Raw genomic sequence first — 19,002 nt, forward strand, 5'->3', positions numbered from 1 at the left:
TGAATGCAATCCATTGTGGTAGCGGGCCTGCTCGCGAGGGCGCCATCAGCAACACCGAATATTTCAGAGTAGACGCATGACCTCACTGACCCTCACCAACCTCGCCTGGACACCTCTGGGCCACGGCCACTGCCATCACCAGTTCCAGCTGCGTGACGCCTCGTTGCAGGTGGCTGCCGGTGAGTTTGTCGGTTTGATCGGCCCCAACGGCAGCGGCAAGACCAGCCTGTTGCGCTGCGCCTATCGCTTCAGCCAGCCGGAAAACGGTGAGGTCAGACTCGATCACCACAATGTGTGGAAACAGTCCTCGCGCTGGTGTGCACAACGCATCGCCGTGGTCCTGCAGGAATTCCCCGATGCCTTCGGCCTGACCGTCGAGGAGGTCGTCGCCATGGGCCGCACACCGCACAAAGGCCTGTTCGATGGCGATACGCTGGAAGACCGGAATCTTGCGACTCAGGCGCTCAAATCGGTCGGCCTCGACGGCTTCGAAGACCACGCTTTCGCCACGCTTTCCGGTGGTGAAAAACAGCGCGTGATCCTCGCCCGCGCCCTGACCCAGCAGCCGCAACTGCTGATCCTCGACGAGCCGACCAACCACCTCGACCCGCGCTATCAGCTCGAACTGCTGCAACTGGTCAAGCGCCTGCAGATCGGCACACTCGCCAGCATCCACGACCTGAACCTGGCCGCCGCCTTCTGTGACCGTCTGTACGTGATCAATCACGGGCGCATCGTCGCCAGCGGCACGCCGCAAGAAGTCCTCACCGTCGAACTGCTGCGCGAGGTGTTCGGCGTCGAAGCGCTGATCGATTCCCATCCCCTCCACGGCTACCCGCGAATCACCTGGATAACCCGACCATGACTGTGCGTTCCCTGCTTTGCGTCGCTCTTTTGTTGTGCAGTGCTCAAGCCCTGGCCGAGGCCACGAAGTACCCGCTGACCGTTCACAGCTGCAACCGCGAAGTGACCTTCAAGCAAGCGCCAGGGCATGCGGTCAGCCACGACATCAACATGACCCAGATGATGCTCGCGCTCGGCCTCAAATCGCGCATGGCCGGGTACAGCGGTGTCAGTGGCTGGAAGTCGGTGACGCCCGAGATGCAGTCGCTGCTCGACGGTTTGCCGGAGCTGGCCGCGAAGTACCCGTCGGTGGAAACCCTGCTCAACGCCAACGTCGATTTTTTCTTCGCCGGCTGGGATTACGGCATGCGTGTCGGGGGCGATCTCACTCCGCAGACCCTGCAACCGCTGGGCATCAACGTCTATGAGCTGACCGAATCCTGCGCCTTCGTGATGAAGCGCCCGGCGGCGACACTGGAGGACACCTACAACGACCTGCGCAACCTCGGCAAAATCTTCGACGTGCAGGATCGCGCCAACGCCCTGATCGCCGACATGCAGCAGCAGGTCGCCGAGATCCGCAAAGACCTGCCCGCCAGCCAGCCGCGCGTGTTCCTCTACGACAGCGGCGAAGACCGCGCCATGACCTCCGGCCGACTGGGCATGCCGCAGGCGCTGATCGATGCCGCAGGCGGGCGCAACATTCTCGATGACGTCGAGGCGAGCTGGACCCGGGTCAACTGGGAGACCGTGGTCGAACGCAATCCGCAGGTGATCGTGATCGTCGACTACAGCGAAATCACCGCCGAGCAGAAGATCGAATTCCTGCTGAAGAACCCGGCGCTGCAGTCGGTGGACGCGATCAAGAACCAGCGCTTCATCGTCATCCCTTACGTGCAGGCCACGCCGGGGATCGATAACGTGCTGGCGGTGGAAACCCTGGCCAAGGGGTTCCACGGCGAATGATCGACCGTCGCTACGCCCTGTTGCTGATCGCCCTCGGCGCCGTGTTGCTGGTGTCGTGCGTGGTCTCGCTTGGCTTCGGTCCCGCCCGGGTGCCGGTGGAGGTGGTGTGGCGGATTCTGCTGCACAAGGCCTTCGGTCTCGGCGACGAGAGCTGGAGCGCCGGACAGGAACACATCGTCTGGCTGATCCGTGTGCCGAGAATGTTGCTTGGGGCGCTGGTGGGTGCCGGTCTGGCGTTGATCGGCGCGGTGCTGCAAGCGGTGACGCGCAATCCACTGGCAGATCCGCACCTGCTCGGCGTCACCTCCGGCGCAACGTTGGGCGCCGTGATCGTGGTGTTGCACATCGGTGAAATCGTCGGCCTGCTGACCTTGCCGATTGCTGCGTTCATCGGTGCATTGCTGAGCATGTTTCTGGTGCTGGGCATTGCCAATCGTCAAGGCCGGCTCGACAGCGACCGGTTGCTGCTGTGCGGTGTGGCGGTGTCGTTCGTGATGATGGCGATCGCCAACCTGCTGCTGTTCATGGGCGACCACCGCGCCAGCTCGGCGGTGATGTTCTGGATGCTCGGCGGTCTTGGCCTGGCGCGCTGGGAATTGCTGGCGGTGCCGGCCCTGAGCGTGCTGCTCGGTCTCGGTTTGCTGTTGGGCATGGCCCGACCGCTGAACGCACTGATGGCCGGCGAGCAGACCGCCGTGACCCTCGGCCTGAACGCCCGGTCGGTGCGTTTGCGGGTGTTTGTGATCGCCTCGCTGATGACCGGTGTGCTGGTGTCGATCAGCGGCTCGATCGGTTTTGTCGGGCTGATGGTGCCGCACATTGCCCGGCGTCTGGTCGGCGCCGAACATCGCCGCCTGCTGCCGGCCTGTGTGTTGCTCGGCAGCCTGTTTCTGGTCTGGGTCGATGTCGCCGCCCGGACCCTGATCGCGCCGGAAGACCTGCCCATCGGCGTCGCCACCGCGGCCATCGGCGGCGTCTTCTTCATCGGCCTCATGCGCCGCCGCTAATCCAACACAGAACAACGTGGGAGCGAGCCTGCTCGCGAATGTGGAGTGTCAGTCAACAGCATTGCTGAATGACACACCGTATTCGCGAGCAGGCTCGCTCCCACAGTGGACGGCGTCGTTCGTGAAACCTGCGCCCTAATCTGGCGCATTCGAGCGCACCGTCACACGCGGCTCGTTCCTTCATGGTGCACCCCACCAACACGCAACCGCTCTAAACCGACATTTTCCTGCCCGATCCCGACCGGGCACAGCCCTTGCAAAACACACCTTCAGTCGTCCGCATCTGCCAACCAGAAAAATTAAACGTTCATGGAGATCGCACAATGAAGCGTCGCAGTTTGATCAAGGCTTTCACACTCACGGCAAGCATTGCCGCGATGGGCATGACCTGGACTGTCCAGGCTGCCGAGACCATCAAGGTCGGGATTCTGCATTCGTTGTCCGGCACCATGGCGATCTCCGAAACGTCGCTCAAAGACATGGCGCTGATGACCATCGACGAGATCAACGCCAAGGGCGGGGTGAACGGCAAGATGCTCGAACCGGTGGTGGTCGACCCGGCGTCGAACTGGCCGTTGTTCGCGGAAAAGGGCCGGCAGTTGCTGACCCAGGACAAGGTCGCGGTCGTGTTCGGCTGCTGGACCTCGGTGTCACGCAAATCGGTACTGCCGGTGTTCGAAGAACTTAACGGCCTGCTGTTCTACCCGGTGCAATACGAAGGCGAAGAAATGTCGCCGAACGTGTTCTACACCGGCGCCGCACCGAACCAGCAAGCGATCCCGGCGGTTGAATACCTGATGAGCGAGGAAGGCGGCAGCGCCAAGCGCTTCTTCCTGCTCGGCACCGACTACGTCTACCCGCGCACCACCAACAAGATCCTGCGCTCGTTCCTGCACTCCAAAGGCGTGGCCGACAAGGACATCGAAGAGGTCTACACCCCGTTCGGTCACAGCGACTACCAAACCATCGTCGCCAACATCAAGAAATTCTCCGCTGGCGGCAAGACTGCGGTCATCTCCACGGTCAACGGCGACTCCAACGTGCCGTTCTACAAAGAGCTGGCCAACCAGGGCCTGAAGGCAACCGATGTTCCGGTAGTGGCGTTCTCGGTAGGCGAAGAAGAACTGCGCGGCATCGACACCAAACCGCTGGTGGGCAACCTCGCGGCGTGGAACTACTTCGAGTCGGTCGAGAACCCGGTGAACAAGAAGTTCGTTGCTGACTGGAAGGCCTACGCGAAAAAACACAACCTGCCGGGCGCCGACAAAGCCGTGACCAACGACCCGATGGAAGCTACTTACGTCGGCATCCACATGTGGGCGCAGGCGGTCGAAAAAGCCAAGTCCACCGACGTCGACAAGGTCCGCGAAGCGCTCGCCGGCCAGACCTTCGCCGCGCCGTCGGGCTACACCCTGACCATGGACAAGACCAACCACCACCTGCACAAGCCGGTGATGATCGGCGAGATCCAGGGCGACGGTCAGTTCAACGTGGTGTGGCAGACCGAAGGCCCGATCCGCGCGCAACCGTGGAGTCCGTTTATCGATGGCAACGACAAGAAGCCCGATTATGCGGTGAAGAGCAACTGAGTCATTGGGTGTCAGCCTTGCGCTTGGCGTGAGGCCGGCACAGTCCCCCTGTGGGAGCGGGCTTGCTCGCGAAAGCGGTGTGTCAGACGACTGACGTGTTGAACGTGAGTCCGCTTTCACGAGCGAGCCCGCTCCCACCCATAGTCCGCGCAAGGCGACTCTTTATGCCGACTACCCTTTACCGTTTCATTCTTGCCATCGCACTGTTGTTGCCGATGACCGCCTTTGCCGGCGAAGCCGAAGACTTCGTCGCCGCCAACCCCGTGCAGCAAGCGAAACTGCTGGAAGCCTGGGCTGCGCAACCCGATCCGGCCCGCATCGCGCTGATCAACGCCCTGCAACAAGGCGAATTGACCATCGACGGCCAAGCCAAAACCCTGCGCCTGAACAATCGCCTGCGGGGTCTGATCGACACCGCACTGGCCAGCCACCAATTGCTCGCCGCCGACGCCAAAACCCGTCTGAGCGCTGCGCAGCAATTGCAGAAAAGCGCCAAACCCGCGCAGCTGAAATTCCTCGACCAGCAACTGGCTGGCGAAAAAGACGAAAGCGTCCACGCCGCCCTGAGCCTGGCCCTGGCCAACCTGCAACTGGTGGATGCCGACTCGGCGGTGCGTCTGGCCGCCGTGCGCCTGCTCGGTGAAACCGGCGACCCACTGGCCCGCACTCGCCTCGAAGGCTTGCTCGAACCCGGCGTCGAAAGCGATACCGGCGTGCGCACCGCCGCCGAAACCAGCCTCGCTCAGGTCAAGCGCAAACTGCTGATCGGTGAAGTGTTGGGCCAGGCGTTCAGCGGCATGTCCCTCGGTTCGATTCTGCTGCTCGCGGCACTCGGGCTGGCGATCACCTTCGGTCTGCTGGGCGTGATCAACATGGCTCACGGCGAGATGTTGATGCTCGGTGCCTACTCGACCTACGTGGTGCAGTTGATGTTCCAGCGCTACGCCCCGCAAGCCATCGAGTTTTATCCGTTGATCGCGCTGCCGGTGGCGTTCCTGGTCACGGCGGCAATCGGCATGGCGCTGGAGCGCTCGGTGATTCGTCACCTCTACGGCCGGCCTCTGGAAACCTTGCTCGCCACCTGGGGCATCAGCCTGATGCTGATCCAGTTGGTGCGCCTGCTGTTCGGTGCGCAGAACGTTGAAGTGGCAAATCCGGCCTGGCTGTCCGGCGGCATTCAAGTGCTGCCGAATCTGGTGCTGCCGTACAACCGCATCGTGATCATCGCCTTCGCCTTGTTCGTGGTGGTGCTGACCTGGCTGCTGCTGAACAAGACCCGCCTGGGCCTCAACGTGCGTGCGGTCACGCAGAACCGCAACATGGCCGCCTGCTGCGGCGTGCCCACCGGACGCGTCGACATGCTCGCCTTCGGCCTCGGCTCGGGCATCGCCGGCCTCGGTGGCGTGGCGCTGAGCCAGATCGGCAACGTCGGCCCGGACCTCGGCCAGAGCTACATCATCGATTCATTCCTGGTGGTGGTGCTGGGCGGTGTCGGGCAACTGGCCGGCAGCGTGCTCGCGGCGTTCGGTCTGGGCATCGCGAACAAGATTCTTGAGCCGCAGATCGGTGCGGTACTGGGCAAAATCCTGATCCTCGCGTTGATCATTCTGTTTATCCAGAAACGTCCGCAAGGCCTCTTCGCACTGAAAGGACGGGTGATCGACTGATGAACCAGCCTCTATTAGTCACCGCCACACAGAAGGCCGGGCCGAAAGTCACGATCGCAGTCGGGGCGCTGATCCTCGCACTGCTGATCGCCCTGCCGCTGCTGTCATTGTTGGCGCCGGACAGCGCGCTGCACGTCTCGGCGTACACCCTGACGCTGGTCGGCAAAATCCTCTGTTACGCCATCGTCGCCCTGGCGCTCGATCTGGTCTGGGGTTACGCCGGGTTGCTGTCGTTGGGCCACGGCTTGTTCTTCGCCCTCGGCGGCTATGCGATGGGCATGTACCTGATGCGTCAGGCGGCTGGCGACGGCCTGCCGGCGTTCATGACGTTTCTGTCGTGGAGCGAATTGCCGTGGTACTGGAGCGGCACCAGCAGTTTCATCTGGTCGATGTGTCTGGTGGTATTGGCGCCGGGGCTACTCGCGTTGGTGTTCGGCTTCTTCGCCTTCCGCTCGCGGATCAAGGGCGTGTATTTCTCGATCATGACCCAGGCCCTGACCTTCGCCGGCATGCTCCTGTTTTTCCGCAACGAGACCGGGTTCGGCGGCAACAACGGCTTCACCAATTTCCGCACGATTCTGGGGTTCGGCATCACCGAGCCGGGCACCCGCGCGGTGCTGTTTCTGGCCACGGTGTTGCTGCTGGTGGCGAGCCTGTTCATCGGCTGGCGTCTGGCGCAGAGCAAGTTCGGCCGGGTGCTGACCGCGCTGCGCGATGCGGAAAACCGCCTGATGTTCTGCGGCTACGACCCGCGCGGTTTCAAGTTGTTCGTCTGGGTTCTGAGCGCAGTGTTGTGCGGTCTGGCCGGGGCGTTGTACGTGCCGCAGGTAGGGATCATCAACCCCAGCGAAATGTCGCCGACCAACTCCATCGAAGCCGCCGTGTGGGTCGCCCTCGGCGGGCGCGGGACGTTGATCGGCCCGCTGCTCGGCGCTGGCGTGGTCAACGGCATGAAGAGCTGGTTCACCGTGGCCTTCCCCGAATACTGGCTGTTCTTCCTCGGTGCACTGTTCATCGTCGTGACGTTGTACCTGCCCAAAGGTGTGATCGGCCTGCTGAAGAAACGAGGTGAGCAATGAGAGTGACAGCGAGCGCTGAATTCATGCTGGAACCGGCGTTTTTTCCGCCGCTTGAACCGAACAAGGACGCCGGCACCAGCCGCGATGCACTCGGTCTCGGCCAGCGCGTCGGCCCCGGGCTGAATACCCGCCACGGCACAATCCTGACCCTGGAAGACATCAGCGTCAGCTTCGACGGCTTCAAGGCGCTGAACAATCTGAACCTGTACATCGGCGTCGGCGAATTGCGCTGCATCATCGGTCCCAATGGCGCGGGTAAAACCACGCTGATGGACGTGATCACCGGCAAGACCCGGCCCAGTCATGGCAAAGCGTGGTTCGGTGAAACACTCGACCTGACGCAGATGAGCGAAGTGCAGATCGCCCAGGCCGGCATTGGCCGCAAGTTTCAGAAGCCAACGGTGTTCGAAGCGTTGAGCGTGTTTGAAAACCTGGAACTGGCGCAAAAAACCGACAAATCGGTGTGGGCCAGTCTGCGTGCACGCCTGAGCGGCGAGCAGCGCGAGCGCATCAGCGAGGTGCTGGAGACCATTCGCCTCACCACATCGGTCAATCGCCCGGCAGGCCTGTTGTCCCACGGCCAGAAACAGTTTCTGGAGATCGGCATGCTGCTGATGCAAGACCCGCAGCTGTTGTTGCTCGACGAACCGGTGGCGGGCATGACCGATGCCGAAACCGAATTCACCGCCGAGCTGTTCAAGTCGCTGGCCGGCAAGCATTCGCTGATGGTGGTGGAGCACGACATGGGCTTTGTCGGCTCGATTGCCGACCATGTGACGGTGCTGCATCAGGGCAGCGTGCTGGCCGAAGGCTCGCTTGAGCAGGTGCAGGAAAACGAGCGGGTGATCGAGGTCTACCTCGGCCGCTGAGGTTTGCGAATACAAAACCTGTGGGAGCGAGCCTGCTCGCGAAAGCGGTGCATCAGGCGATGAACATGCTGAATGTCACACCGCATTCGCGAGCAGGCTCGCTCCCACAGGGTTCTGTGTGCAACAGGGAGAATTTGAGAATGCTGCAAGTCGACAAACTGCACCAGTACTACGGCGGAAGCCACATCCTGCGTGGCCTGAGCTTTGACGTGAAGGTCGGCGAGGTCACCTGCCTGCTCGGGCGCAACGGCGTGGGCAAGACCACCCTGCTCAAGTGCCTGATGGGCCTGCTGCCGTCCAGGGAAGGTGGGGTGAATTGGGAAGGCAAAGCGATCACCACGCTCAAGCCGCACCAGCGTGTGCACGCCGGGATCGCCTATGTGCCACAGGGCCGGGAAATCTTCGGCCGGCTGACGGTGGAAGAGAATCTGCTGATGGGCCTGTCACGGTTTCCCGGCAGCGAAGCGAAAGAAGTACCAAGTTTCATCTACGAACTGTTCCCGGTGCTGCTACAAATGAAGCAGCGGCGCGGTGGCGACCTGTCCGGCGGCCAGCAACAGCAACTGGCGATCGGTCGCGCACTGGCCAGTCGCCCGCGTTTGCTGATCCTCGACGAACCCACCGAAGGCATTCAGCCGTCGGTGATCAAGGAGATCGGCGCGGTAATCAAGACACTCGCGGCCCGTGGCGACATGGCGATTTTGCTGGTGGAGCAGTTCTACGATTTCGCCGCGGAGCTGGCCGATCAGTACCTGGTGATGTCCCGGGGCGAGATCGTGCAGCAGGGTCGCGGTGAAAATATGGAGGCCGAGGGTGTACGAGGTCTGGTAACGATTTAATCTGTAGCTTCCTAACGATAATTACAAACCATGAATCTAGCGCTTCCCACTGCCCTGTTTACCCCAAGCTGGCACGCCGAGCTGGAGCTGGCCTACGCCCGCTTCGGCGACTGCACGCGCCCGGTTCAACGTCGCCACCTCGGCCCGCTGCGGGTGCAAAAGCACCTGTACGCCGAAGGCCCTGAGGTCTGCCAGCACATTATCGTCCACCCACCGGGCGGGATCGCCGGCGGTGACCGGCTGAACATCAGCGCCCGCGTCGAACCGCACGCCTGGGCGCAGATCACCAGCCCAGGCGCGGCCAAGTGGTATCGCGCGGCGGGGCCGGCGTATCAGCAACTCGATCTGAAAGTGGCGGCTGGCGCGACGCTCGAATGGCTGCCGCAGGAAACCATCGTCTACAGCGCCGCCCAGGCGCAACTCACGACCTCGATCGAGCTTGAGGGCGATGCGCGGCTGTTCTACTGGGACGTGGTGGCGCTGGGTCGCCCGGCCAGTGGCGAGCGTTTCGACCTTGGGCATTTTCAGGCGCACCTGGATATTCGCCGCGACGGCCGCTTGCTCTGGCACGAGCGCCAGCGTATCAGCGGCAATGACGGCCTGCTCGACTCGCCCATCGGCCTGGATGGCAATCCGGTGTTTGCGACGCTGCTGGTCACCGGAGAAATCGATGCCGAACTGCTGGAGCGTTGTCGATCGCTGGGCCATGAGGTGCGCGGCGATCTGACCCAACTGCCAGGGTTGCTCGTCGCCCGCTGCCTGGCGAGCGAGGCGCTGCTGGCCCGCGCTTGGCTGATCGACCTGTGGCGCCTGCTGCGCCCGGCCTTGCTCGGCCGCGAGGCCCAGCCACCCCGAATCTGGAACACCTGAAATGCATTCCAATGTGGGAGCGAGCCTGCTCGTGAAAGCGCTGTATCAGTCACCTCAAATATTGATTGGGCCGACGCCTTTGCGAGCAGGCTCGCTCCCACAGAGATCTGTGCCAACAGTCCCGACTCTTTTCAATCTGCCCTGATGGATACCCACAATGGACCTGACCCCACGCGAAAAAGACAAGTTGCTGATATTCACCGCCGGCCTCGTCGCCGAGCGCCGCCTGGCGCGCGGTGTGAAACTCAATTACCCGGAAGCCATGGCCTTCATCTCTGCAGCGCTGCTTGAAGGCGCACGGGATGGCCAGACCGTGGCCGAACTGATGCACTACGGCACTACCCTGCTGAGCCGCGAGCAGGTGATGGAAGGCATCCCGGAAATGATCCCGGAGATCCAGGTCGAAGCAACGTTCCCCGACGGCACCAAACTGGTCACCGTCCACCAGCCCATCGTCTGAGGCCGCGCCATGACCTACACCCTGCGCGATGCCCTGCACGCCGACCTGCCGGCGATCCGCGACATCTACAACGACGCGGTACTCAACACCACCGCGATCTGGAACGAATCGGCGGTCGACCTCGGCAACCGCCAGGCCTGGTTCAGCGCCCGTCAGGCCCAGGCCTACCCGATTCTGGTGATCGTCGACACCGCCAACTGCGTGCTCGGCTACGCTTCGTTTGGCGACTGGCGACCGTTCGACGGGTTCCGCCATACCGTCGAGCACTCGGTCTACGTGCGCAGCGACCAGCGCGGCAATGGCCTTGGTCCGAAATTGATGAGCGCACTGATCGAACGGGCGAAAGCCTGCGACAAGCACGTGATGGTCGCCGCAATCGAGAGTGGCAACGCCGCTTCCATTCGTCTGCATGAGCGCGCCGGTTTCAGCGTCACCGGGCAGATGCCGCAGGTCGGCACCAAGTTCGGCCGCTGGCTCGACCTGACGTTCATGCAACTGATCCTCAACCCTGGCGCGGAGCCGCCTGCAGCCAACAAGGAGTGACACCGATGAACGCCGCCCAACTGCGACGGGTCAATGCGGAAAGTTTTGCGCACTATCGTCAGGGCCTGATTGATCTGCTGCTCGACGCCGTAGGCTATGGCGCCAGCGTCGGTTTCATGGCCGACCTCGATGCCGCCCAGGCCCGCGCCTATTTCGATGATGTGCAGCAACAAGTGAACAAGGGCAGCGTGTTGCTCTGGGTGGTGGTCAAGGACGAACAGGTGCAGGCCAGTGTGCAACTGGGCCTGTGCCAGAAGGCCAATGGCCTCAATCGCGCCGAAGTGCAAAAACTGCTGGTGCGCGAACAGGCGCGCCGGCGCGGCCTGGGCCAGCAATTGATGAGTGCGCTGGAACTCGAGGCAGCCAAGCACAAGCGCGGCATGCTCTACCTCGACACCGAGGCCGGCTCCCCCGCCGAGGATTTCTACAAGGCCCTGGGTTACACCCGAGCCGGCGAAATCCCCGACTACGCCTGCGACCCGCACGGCACCTATCGACCGACCGCCCTCTATTACAAGATTCTGCAAGGAGCCCGGCCATGATTCCCGGCCAGTACCAGATCCAGCCCGGCGACATCGAACTGAATGTCGGCCGCCGCACCATCAGCCTGAAAGTCGCCAACAGCGGCGACCGGCCGATCCAGGTCGGTTCGCACTATCACTTCTTCGAAACCAACGATGCGCTGACCTTTGATCGCGCCGCCAGCCGTGGCATGCGCCTGAATATTCCGGCCGGAACCGCCGTGCGCTTCGAGCCGGGGCAGAGCCGCGAGGTCGAGCTGGTGGAGTACGCCGGGCATCGGCGGGTGTTCGGCTTTGCCGGGCGGGTCATGGGTGACCTTTAAGTAATGCGGTGTCTGCTCTGGCCCCTTCGCGAGCAAGCCCGCCCCCACATTAAACCGAGTTCCTCCAGCGGGCATCCGATCCCCTGTGGGAGCGAGCCCGCTCGCGAAAGTGAGCGCAGCGAACGATCTCAAAACCAATTGAATTCCAAGGCGAACACATGAAGATCTCGCGTCAAGCCTACGCCGACATGTTCGGCCCCACCGTCGGCGACAAGGTGCGCCTGGCGGACACCGAACTGTGGATCGAAGTCGAAAAGGACTTCACCACTTACGGCGAAGAAGTGAAGTTCGGCGGCGGTAAAGTGATCCGCGACGGCCAGGGCCAGAGCCAGTTGCTGGCAGCCGAAGTGGTCGACACGTTGATCACCAACGCGCTGATCATCGACCATTGGGGCATCGTCAAGGCCGACGTCGGCCTCAAGGACGGGCGCATCGCCGCGATCGGCAAGGCCGGCAATCCGGACGTGCAACCGAACGTGACCATCGCCATCGGCGCCAGCACTGAAGTGATTGCCGGTGAAGGCATGATCCTCACCGCCGGCGGCATCGATACGCACATCCACTTCATCTGCCCGCAGCAGATCGAAGAAGCGCTGATGAGCGGTGTCACCACCATGATCGGTGGCGGCACGGGGCCGGCGACCGGCACCAACGCCACCACCTGCACTTCCGGCCCGTGGCACCTGGCGCGCATGCTTCAGGCCGCCGATGCGTTCCCGATGAACATCGGCCTCACCGGCAAGGGCAACGCCAGCCTGCCGGAGCCGTTGATCGAACAGGTCAAGGCCGGCGCCATCGGCCTCAAACTGCACGAAGACTGGGGCACCACCCCGGCGAGCATCGACAACTGCCTGAGCGTCGCCGACCAGTACGACGTGCAGGTGGCAATCCACACCGACACCCTCAACGAATCCGGCTTCGTCGAAACCACCCTCGGCGCGTTCAAGGGCCGCACCATCCACACCTACCACACCGAGGGTGCGGGTGGTGGTCACGCGCCGGACATCATCAAGGCCTGCGGTTTCCCGAACGTATTGCCGAGTTCGACCAACCCGACCCGACCGTTCACCCGCAATACCATCGACGAACACCTCGACATGCTGATGGTCTGCCACCACCTCGACCCGAGCATTGCCGAAGACGTCGCATTCGCCGAAAGCCGCATCCGCCGCGAGACGATTGCCGCCGAAGACATTCTCCACGACCTCGGCGCGTTCTCGATGATCAGCTCCGACAGCCAGGCCATGGGCCGCGTCGGCGAAGTCATCACACGCACCTGGCAGACCGCCGACAAGATGAAAAAGCAGCGCGGCCCACTGCCTCAGGACGGCGAAGGCAACGACAACTTTCGCGCCAAACGCTATATCGCCAAGTACACCATCAACCCGGCGATCACCCATGGCATCAGCCATGAAGTCGGCTCGATCGAAGTTGGCAAATGGGCCGACCTGGTGCTGTGGCGTCCGGCGTTTTTCGGCGTGAAACCGACGCTGATTCTCAAGGGCGGCGCGATTGCCGCCAGCCTCATGGGCGATGCCAACGCGTCGATTCCGACCCCACAACCGGTGCACTACCGCCCGATGTTCGCCAGCTACGGTGGCTCGCTGCACGCCACCAGCCTGACCTTCATCAGCCAGGCAGCCCAAGAGGCCGGACTGCCGGAGTCCCTGGGCCTGAAGAAGAAAATCGGCGTGGTCAAAGGCTGCCGCAACGTGCAGAAAACCGACCTGATCCACAACGACTACCTGCCGAACATCGATGTCGACCCGCAGACTTATCAGGTCAAGGCCGACGGTGTGCTTCTGTGGTGTGAACCGGCTGAAACCCTGCCGATGGCCCAGCGCTACTTCCTGTTCTGAGGCGGCCGACACACGGTAAAAGGCCCCGGGCCGGTGCCTTGCGCACAGACCCGGGGCCTTTTTCATGGGTGTGAAAAACCGCCGTTGGATCTGATCGTGTATTTCCCGCCAAAGGGACTACTATTCGATTCGCGCCACCTCTTTTCAGGTACTGCCCATGCGTCTTTCCGAGTTCATCGTGGCCAACATCGACCCTATCGTCGATGAGTGGGAACAGTTTGCCGCGACCATCACGCCGGCCGCCGACTATCTGGATTCAGCCGCGCTGCGTGATCACGCCAGTGCCATTCTGCGGGCCGCTGCCCGCGACATGAACCAGCCGCAGAGTCCTGTCGAACAGGCTGCCAAAGCCAAGGGCGAAGGCCCGGAAAAGACCCCGAGCCTGGACAAGGCCGGCGCCAGTCATGGCGAGCTGCGCCACACCGTGGGTTTCGATCTGGTGCAGATGACCAGCGAATTTCGTCACCTGCGCGCCTGCGTGATCCGCTTGTGGGTCGAGAGTCTCGAATCGTCGGACAAGACTTACTTTCAGGACATGATCCGTTTCAACGAAGCCATCGACGAAGCCCTCGCCGAATCGACCGCCGCCTACGCCGAACAGGTCAATCGCTCGCGGGACATCTTCCTCGCCATTCTCGGCCATGACCTGCGCGCGCCGCTGCAGGCGGTGAGCATGTCCACCGAATTGCTGCTGCGCAAAGCCAGCCTTGAGGGCGATGCCCTGGCCTGCGCCCTGCACATCAAGCGCGGCGCGCGGCACATGGCAGTGATGGTCAGCGACCTGCTGGAGCTGGTGCGCAGCCGTCTGGGTAAAAGCCTGCCGATCGAACCGGCACCGATGGACCTGGCTGCTGCCGCACGGGCGGCAATTGCTGAAGCCTGCGCCGGCAATCCGGAGTGCGATCCGAAGCTCAAGGTGAACGGCGACACGCGCGGTACCTGGGATGCCGGACGGCTCGATCAGCTCCTGCAAAACCTGATCGGCAATGCCCTGCAGCACGGTGCGAACAATCGCGACGTAACCCTCACACTCAGCGGCGAGGGCGACAGTGTGTGTTTGTCGGTGCATAACTATGGCCCGCCGATTTCCGAAGAAGCCATTGGCACGATTTTCGACCCGTTGGTGCGCAGCGCCGACGAAGAACTCGGGCAGCCGTCGACCAGCCTCGGGTTGGGCCTGTTTATCGTCAAGGAAGTGGTCACCGCGCATGGCGGGACGATCGAAGTCAGCTCGAGCGCGGCTGACGGGACGTTGTTCAGTGTGGTGTTGCCCAGAACGGTTTAAGCAGGCTGACCGCGTTATCGTTCTTCTCGAGCAAGCCCGCTCCCACAGGAGACCGCGATCACATGTGGGAGCGGGCTTGCTCGCGAAGAGGCCCGATCAAGCAACCGATAAACATCAGACAGACTACTCAACCACCAAGCGCCCCAAGCGCTGCCTGAGCATGCGGTTTTCCGCGCGCAACTCATGCACTTCCTCAAGCAGATCGAGCGCCAGAGCGACGCCCTCCCACTCAAGCTCCAGCTCGCGCCGCAACTTGGCGGCGCGCTTGGCCAGACTCAGCTCGTAGTCGGTGAAGCGCCATTCCCGGGGCTGCGCGCCCTGAGGTTCGAGGATGCCGTGTTCGACGATTTCGATCACGTAGACGTCCGATAAATCGGCCGCCTCACAAAATTCTGCCATGTCCAGTTGAACGATCAGGGGGCTGCTCATGATGGGCTACTCCGTCGTCGAATTTAGAAGTTCTCTCGCGGATTGAAGGCGGCTTTCTTTGCCAGCTCCTGCCACAGCGCCTTGACCTCGTCGTCCGAGGCTTTCGGCATCACGGCTTTGAGCTGCACGAACAGATAACCGCGCTCACCGGCCTTGTTTTTCAAGCCATGACCCTTGGCGCGCATGCGCTGGCCATTCTGGCTGCCGGCCGGAACCTTGAGGTTGATCTTGCCGGTCAGGGTCGGCACGGCCACTTCGGCGCCCAGTGCCAGTTCCCACGGCGCCAGCGGCAGGGTGATGATCAGATTGTCGCCTTCGACATCGAATTTCGGGTGCGGCGCAAAGCGAATGGTCAGGTACAGGTCGCCATTGGCCCCGCCACCGATGCCCGGCGCGCCCTGGCCCTTGAGGCGGATACGCTCGCCATCGGTCACGCCCGCCGGGATCTTCACGTTCAGGCTCTTGCTGGTGTTGCTGACGTGCTGGCCGTTGGCGTTGTATTGCGGCACCTGGAAGCTGACTTTCTTCGACTCGTCCGACAGCGTCTCCTCAAGGAAGATCGGCAGTTCCATTTCCACGTCTTGCCCTCGGCGCCCTGCACTGCGTTGTTGCCGACCTTCGCCGCCACCGAAACCGGGGCCGCGATTGCCGAAGATCGAACTGAAGAAGTCCGAGAAGTCGCCGGTGTCACCGCCACCGCCACCAAAGCCGCCACGGCTCTGCCAGCCCGGTGGCCCCTGGAACGGCTGACCGTGCTGGCCGTAGCGACGCAGTTCGTCGTACTCGGCGCGCTTGTCGGCACTTTTCAGCGCTTCATAGGCTTCCGAGGCGTCCTTGAACTTGGCCTCGGCGTCTTTTTCCTTGCTGACATCGGGGTGGTATTTGCGCGCCAGCTTGCGATAGGCCGCCTTGATCGCCTTGTCGTCTGCCGTCGGCTCCACGCCGAGTATCTTGTAATAGTCTTTGAAGTCCATCGAAGGAATCACCATCCGTTATCGATTTCGCGCCGATGCCAGCATGCGCCAATGTGCGCACGCCAGGTTGACCGATCTCAAGGTTGTGACCGGGTGGCGCAGCAGAAGTTTATCGGCAGTGGACGGCGGTTCTTGCGACCGCCGGTGGTTCTGCCGGCCCATGCCAGCAAGTTTGGGGCAAAGTCCGCGCTTTCAACCCAGTCTAGTCGCGAAATAGCTGATGACCGGCCTTCGAATCTGGCGCGCACTGACATACACTGCGCGGCCGTTTTTTTGACCGGAACCGAAAGACATGAAAGACGCCTCTCCAGCCCGTGCCTGCGGCATCGACTTCGGCACGTCCAACTCCACCGTCGGCTGGCTGCGCCCCGGCATGGAAACGATGATCGCGCTGGAAGACGACAAGATCACCCTGCCGTCGGTGGTCTTCTTCAACATCGAGGAGCGCCGCCCGGTTTACGGTCGCCTGGCGCTGCACGAGTACCTGGAAGGCTACGAAGGCCGCCTGATGCGCTCGCTCAAGAGCCTGCTCGGTTCCAAGCTGATCAAGCACGACACCAGCGTCCTCGGCACGGCGATGCCGTTCAAGGACTTGCTCGGCCTGTTCATCGGACAACTGAAGAGCCGCGCCGAAACGGCCGCCGGTCGGGAATTCGAACAAGTGGTACTGGGTCGCCCGGTATTTTTCGTCGATGACGATCCGCTGGCCGACCAGGAAGCCGAAGACACTTTGGTGGAAGTGGCGCGCAAGCTCGGCTTCAAGGACGTCTCGTTCCAGTACGAGCCGATTGCCGCAGCCTTCGACTACGAGTCGACCATCGAAAAAGAAGAGCTGGTACTGATCGTCGACATCGGCGGTGGTACGTCCGACTTCTCGCTGGTGCGCCTGTCGCCCGAGCGTCGCGGCATGGACAACCGCCACGACGACATCCTCGCCACCGGCGGCGTGCACATCGGCGGTACCGACTTCGATAAACAGCTGAGCCTGCAAGGCCTGATGCCGCTGTTCGGCTATGGCAGCCGCATGAAAAGCGGCGCCTACATGCCGACCAGCCACCACATGAACCTGGCGACCTGGCACACCATCAACTCGGTGTACTCGCAAAAATCCAGCCTGGCGCTGGGCAGCATGCGCTATGACATCGAGGACACTGGCGGCATCGATCGCCTGTTCAAGCTGATCGAACAGCGCGCCGGGCACTGGCTGGCGATGGAAGTCGAAGAAACCAAGATCCAGCTGACCCACACCGACAGCCGTCATGTGCCGCTGGACCGGATCGAGCCAGGCCTGAGCGTGGAACTGAGCCGCGCCTTGTTCGAATCGTCCATCGACGCGCTGCTTGAGCGCGTGCGTGGCAGCGTCACGCAGTTGTTGAACGACGCGAACGTGGCCGTGGGTCAGGTCGACACAGTGTTCTTCACCGGCGGCTCCAGCGGCATCCCGGCGCTGCGCAACAGCGTCTCGGCAATGCTGCCGAACGCGCGGCACGTGGAAGGCAACATCTTTGGCAGCATCGGCAGCGGTCTGGCGATCGAGGCCATGAAACGTTATGGCTCGATGAACTGATCCAGAATGAGCGGTGCGCCCTTCGCGAGCAAGCCCGCTCCCACAGGTTCGGTGTGATCCTGTGGGAGCGGGCTTGCTCGCGACAGCGCCGGCTCAGACGCTACAAAGCCTGGATCAGACCATCCCGCCCAGCTTCAACTCACTCTTCAGATACGCGTAATAAATCGGCCCCGCCACCACTCCCGGCAGGCCGAACGCGGCTTCGAACACCAGCATCGCCAGCAGCAACTCCCACGACTTGGCACTGATCTGCCCGCCGACAATGCGCGCGTTGAGGAAGTATTCGAGCTTGTGGATGAAAATCAGATAGCCCAGCGCCGCCACTGCCACCCAGATCGACAGCGACAGGCCGACGATGGTGATCAGCGTGTTCGACATCAGGTTACCGATCACCGGCAGCAGGCCGAGCAGGAAGGTCAGGACGATCAAAGTCTTGGTCAGCGGCAGCTTGATGCCGAACAGCGGCAGGATCACCGCGAGGAAGATCGCGGTGAAGAAGGTGTTCAGCAGGGAAATCTTGATCTGCGCGAAGACGATATTGCGGAACGCCTGCACCAGCAGGTGCAAACGGTCGAACAGCGCGGCGGCCAGCGGTTTGCGTTTGGTCAGGTCCGGCACTCGCTGCAGGGCGATGATCGCGCCCAGCACCATGCCGATCAGCAAGGTGACGAACATGTGCGCGGCGTCCTTGCCCACCAGTTGCAGGTCGGCCAGGTGCTTACTCGCCCAGTCGCCAATGGCCACGCGGAATTCGGCGGCGCTGGCAGGCAGGTAACTGTCGAGAAATGGCGGCAGTTGACCGCGAGCGCGATCGACCACGCCCATGAATTTATCGAGCGAGGCGCCGGGATTTTCCGCTTCGTGCAGCAGGAAACTGATGGCCCCGGCAAAAATCAGCGCCAGCACACTGACCACCAGCGTGCCCAGCAGCGCCACCGCCAGCCAGCGCGCGCGCCGGCCTTCGATCAGCCGTTGCAGTTGCGGGGTGAGCATGTTGACCAGCTCGAACACCAGCAGACCGGCCAGCAGGCTGGGCAACAAGCGCAACGGCAACGCCAGCAGCAAACCGCCGCAAATGATGATGCAACTGACCCAAAACACAACATGACGCTCAGAAAACGTTGGCATACAGCCTCAAAACGAACGGCGTAAAAGGATTGGCAGTCTGCCAGCGATCCGGGGTGAGCACTAGAAATATGCAGGGTTTGAGATTGGCGGTGCCATGACCGTCCTCTTCGCGAGCAGGCTCGCTCCCACATTGGAACTGCTGCATTCACCACCCATGTGGCAACCCCTGGGTTATGCAGGGTTT

At 62.4% G+C, this 19,002-nt stretch carries 19 protein-coding genes; 16 read left to right on the plus strand and 3 right to left on the minus strand.

What is annotated here, in order from left to right; genetic code table 11:
* Positions 1–76: 76 nt before the first annotated feature.
* From U862_RS0118525 to U862_RS0118595, 15 genes are all read left to right on the plus strand, one after another.
* The gene (locus tag U862_RS0118525) at positions 77–865 is read left to right on the plus strand and encodes an ABC transporter ATP-binding protein (RefSeq protein ID WP_025111788.1); all 789 of its coding nucleotides are present in this window, start codon (positions 77–79) and stop codon (positions 863–865) included.
* A complete protein-coding gene (locus tag U862_RS0118530; protein ID WP_025111789.1) occupies positions 862–1,809 on the plus strand; it encodes an ABC transporter substrate-binding protein in 948 nt (315 codons plus the stop codon). The genes U862_RS0118525 and U862_RS0118530 overlap by 4 nt, the downstream gene beginning before the upstream one ends.
* Positions 1,806–2,816 carry an iron ABC transporter permease gene (locus tag U862_RS0118535; protein ID WP_025111790.1) on the plus strand — a complete coding sequence of 337 codons (1,011 nt, stop codon included), beginning with the start codon at positions 1,806–1,808 and terminating at the stop codon, positions 2,814–2,816. The genes U862_RS0118530 and U862_RS0118535 overlap by 4 nt, the downstream gene beginning before the upstream one ends.
* A gap of 323 nt (positions 2,817–3,139) precedes the next feature.
* Positions 3,140–4,405: an urea ABC transporter substrate-binding protein gene (urtA, locus tag U862_RS0118540; protein ID WP_025111791.1), complete on the plus strand. Its 1,266-nt coding sequence runs from the start codon at positions 3,140–3,142 to the stop codon at positions 4,403–4,405.
* A gap of 164 nt (positions 4,406–4,569) precedes the next feature.
* Positions 4,570–6,072 carry an urea ABC transporter permease subunit UrtB gene (gene urtB / locus U862_RS0118545; protein WP_025111792.1) on the plus strand — a complete coding sequence of 501 codons (1,503 nt, stop codon included), beginning with the start codon at positions 4,570–4,572 and terminating at the stop codon, positions 6,070–6,072.
* Positions 6,072–7,151, plus strand: a complete 1,080-nt coding sequence (gene urtC / locus U862_RS0118550) for an urea ABC transporter permease subunit UrtC (protein WP_025111793.1) — start codon at positions 6,072–6,074, stop codon at positions 7,149–7,151. Before urtB ends, urtC begins: the two co-directional genes overlap by 1 nt.
* Positions 7,148–8,020, plus strand: a complete 873-nt coding sequence (gene urtD, locus U862_RS0118555) for an urea ABC transporter ATP-binding protein UrtD (protein ID WP_025111794.1) — start codon at positions 7,148–7,150, stop codon at positions 8,018–8,020. The genes urtC and urtD overlap by 4 nt, the downstream gene beginning before the upstream one ends.
* A 140-nt stretch (positions 8,021–8,160) precedes the next feature.
* On the plus strand, positions 8,161–8,859 hold the full coding sequence (urtE, locus tag U862_RS0118560) for an urea ABC transporter ATP-binding subunit UrtE (RefSeq protein ID WP_025111795.1): 699 nt from the start codon (positions 8,161–8,163) through the stop codon (positions 8,857–8,859).
* Between the two features lie 30 nt (positions 8,860–8,889).
* Entirely contained in the window at positions 8,890–9,729 is an 840-nt protein-coding gene (locus tag U862_RS0118565) for an urease accessory protein UreD (RefSeq protein WP_025111796.1), read from the plus strand.
* A gap of 157 nt (positions 9,730–9,886) precedes the next feature.
* Positions 9,887–10,189 (plus strand): urease subunit gamma, encoded by a 303-nt coding sequence (gene ureA / locus U862_RS0118570; RefSeq protein ID WP_025111797.1) that lies wholly within the window; start codon positions 9,887–9,889, stop codon positions 10,187–10,189.
* A gap of 9 nt (positions 10,190–10,198) precedes the next feature.
* Positions 10,199–10,732, plus strand: a complete 534-nt coding sequence (locus U862_RS0118575; RefSeq protein WP_025111798.1) for a GNAT family N-acetyltransferase — start codon at positions 10,199–10,201, stop codon at positions 10,730–10,732.
* A gap of 5 nt (positions 10,733–10,737) precedes the next feature.
* Entirely contained in the window at positions 10,738–11,274 is a 537-nt protein-coding gene (locus tag U862_RS0118580) for a GNAT family N-acetyltransferase (protein ID WP_025111799.1), read from the plus strand.
* Positions 11,271–11,576: an urease subunit beta gene (locus U862_RS0118585; protein WP_025111800.1), complete on the plus strand. Its 306-nt coding sequence runs from the start codon at positions 11,271–11,273 to the stop codon at positions 11,574–11,576. Before U862_RS0118580 ends, U862_RS0118585 begins: the two co-directional genes overlap by 4 nt.
* Positions 11,577–11,734: 158 nt before the next feature.
* On the plus strand, positions 11,735–13,435 hold the full coding sequence (ureC, locus tag U862_RS0118590) for an urease subunit alpha (protein WP_025111801.1): 1,701 nt from the start codon (positions 11,735–11,737) through the stop codon (positions 13,433–13,435).
* Positions 13,436–13,592: 157 nt separating this feature from the next.
* Entirely contained in the window at positions 13,593–14,720 is a 1,128-nt protein-coding gene (locus tag U862_RS0118595; RefSeq protein ID WP_025111802.1) for a sensor histidine kinase KdpD, read from the plus strand.
* Positions 14,721–14,843: 123 nt separating this feature from the next.
* Here U862_RS0118595 and U862_RS0118600 read toward each other — a convergent pair whose 3' ends face one another.
* The gene (locus tag U862_RS0118600; RefSeq protein WP_025111803.1) at positions 14,844–15,149 is read right to left on the minus strand and encodes a chaperone modulator CbpM; all 306 of its coding nucleotides are present in this window, start codon (positions 15,147–15,149) and stop codon (positions 14,844–14,846) included.
* Positions 15,150–15,172: 23 nt separating this feature from the next.
* Positions 15,173–16,123 carry a DnaJ C-terminal domain-containing protein gene (locus tag U862_RS0118605; protein ID WP_025111804.1) on the minus strand — a complete coding sequence of 317 codons (951 nt, stop codon included), beginning with the start codon at positions 16,121–16,123 and terminating at the stop codon, positions 15,173–15,175.
* 292 nt (positions 16,124–16,415) lie between these two features.
* On the opposite strand from U862_RS0118605, the gene U862_RS0118610 reads away from it, so the two are divergent.
* Positions 16,416–17,690: an Hsp70 family protein gene (locus tag U862_RS0118610; protein WP_025111805.1), complete on the plus strand. Its 1,275-nt coding sequence runs from the start codon at positions 16,416–16,418 to the stop codon at positions 17,688–17,690.
* A 114-nt stretch (positions 17,691–17,804) separates the two neighbouring features.
* Here U862_RS0118610 and U862_RS0118615 read toward each other — a convergent pair whose 3' ends face one another.
* Positions 17,805–18,818 (minus strand): AI-2E family transporter, encoded by a 1,014-nt coding sequence (locus U862_RS0118615; protein WP_025111806.1) that lies wholly within the window; start codon positions 18,816–18,818, stop codon positions 17,805–17,807.
* Positions 18,819–19,002: the final 184 nt, after the last annotated feature.

This window comes from Pseudomonas sp. H1h (assembly GCF_000633255.1).
Classification (GTDB): Bacteria; Pseudomonadota; Gammaproteobacteria; order Pseudomonadales; family Pseudomonadaceae; genus Aquipseudomonas.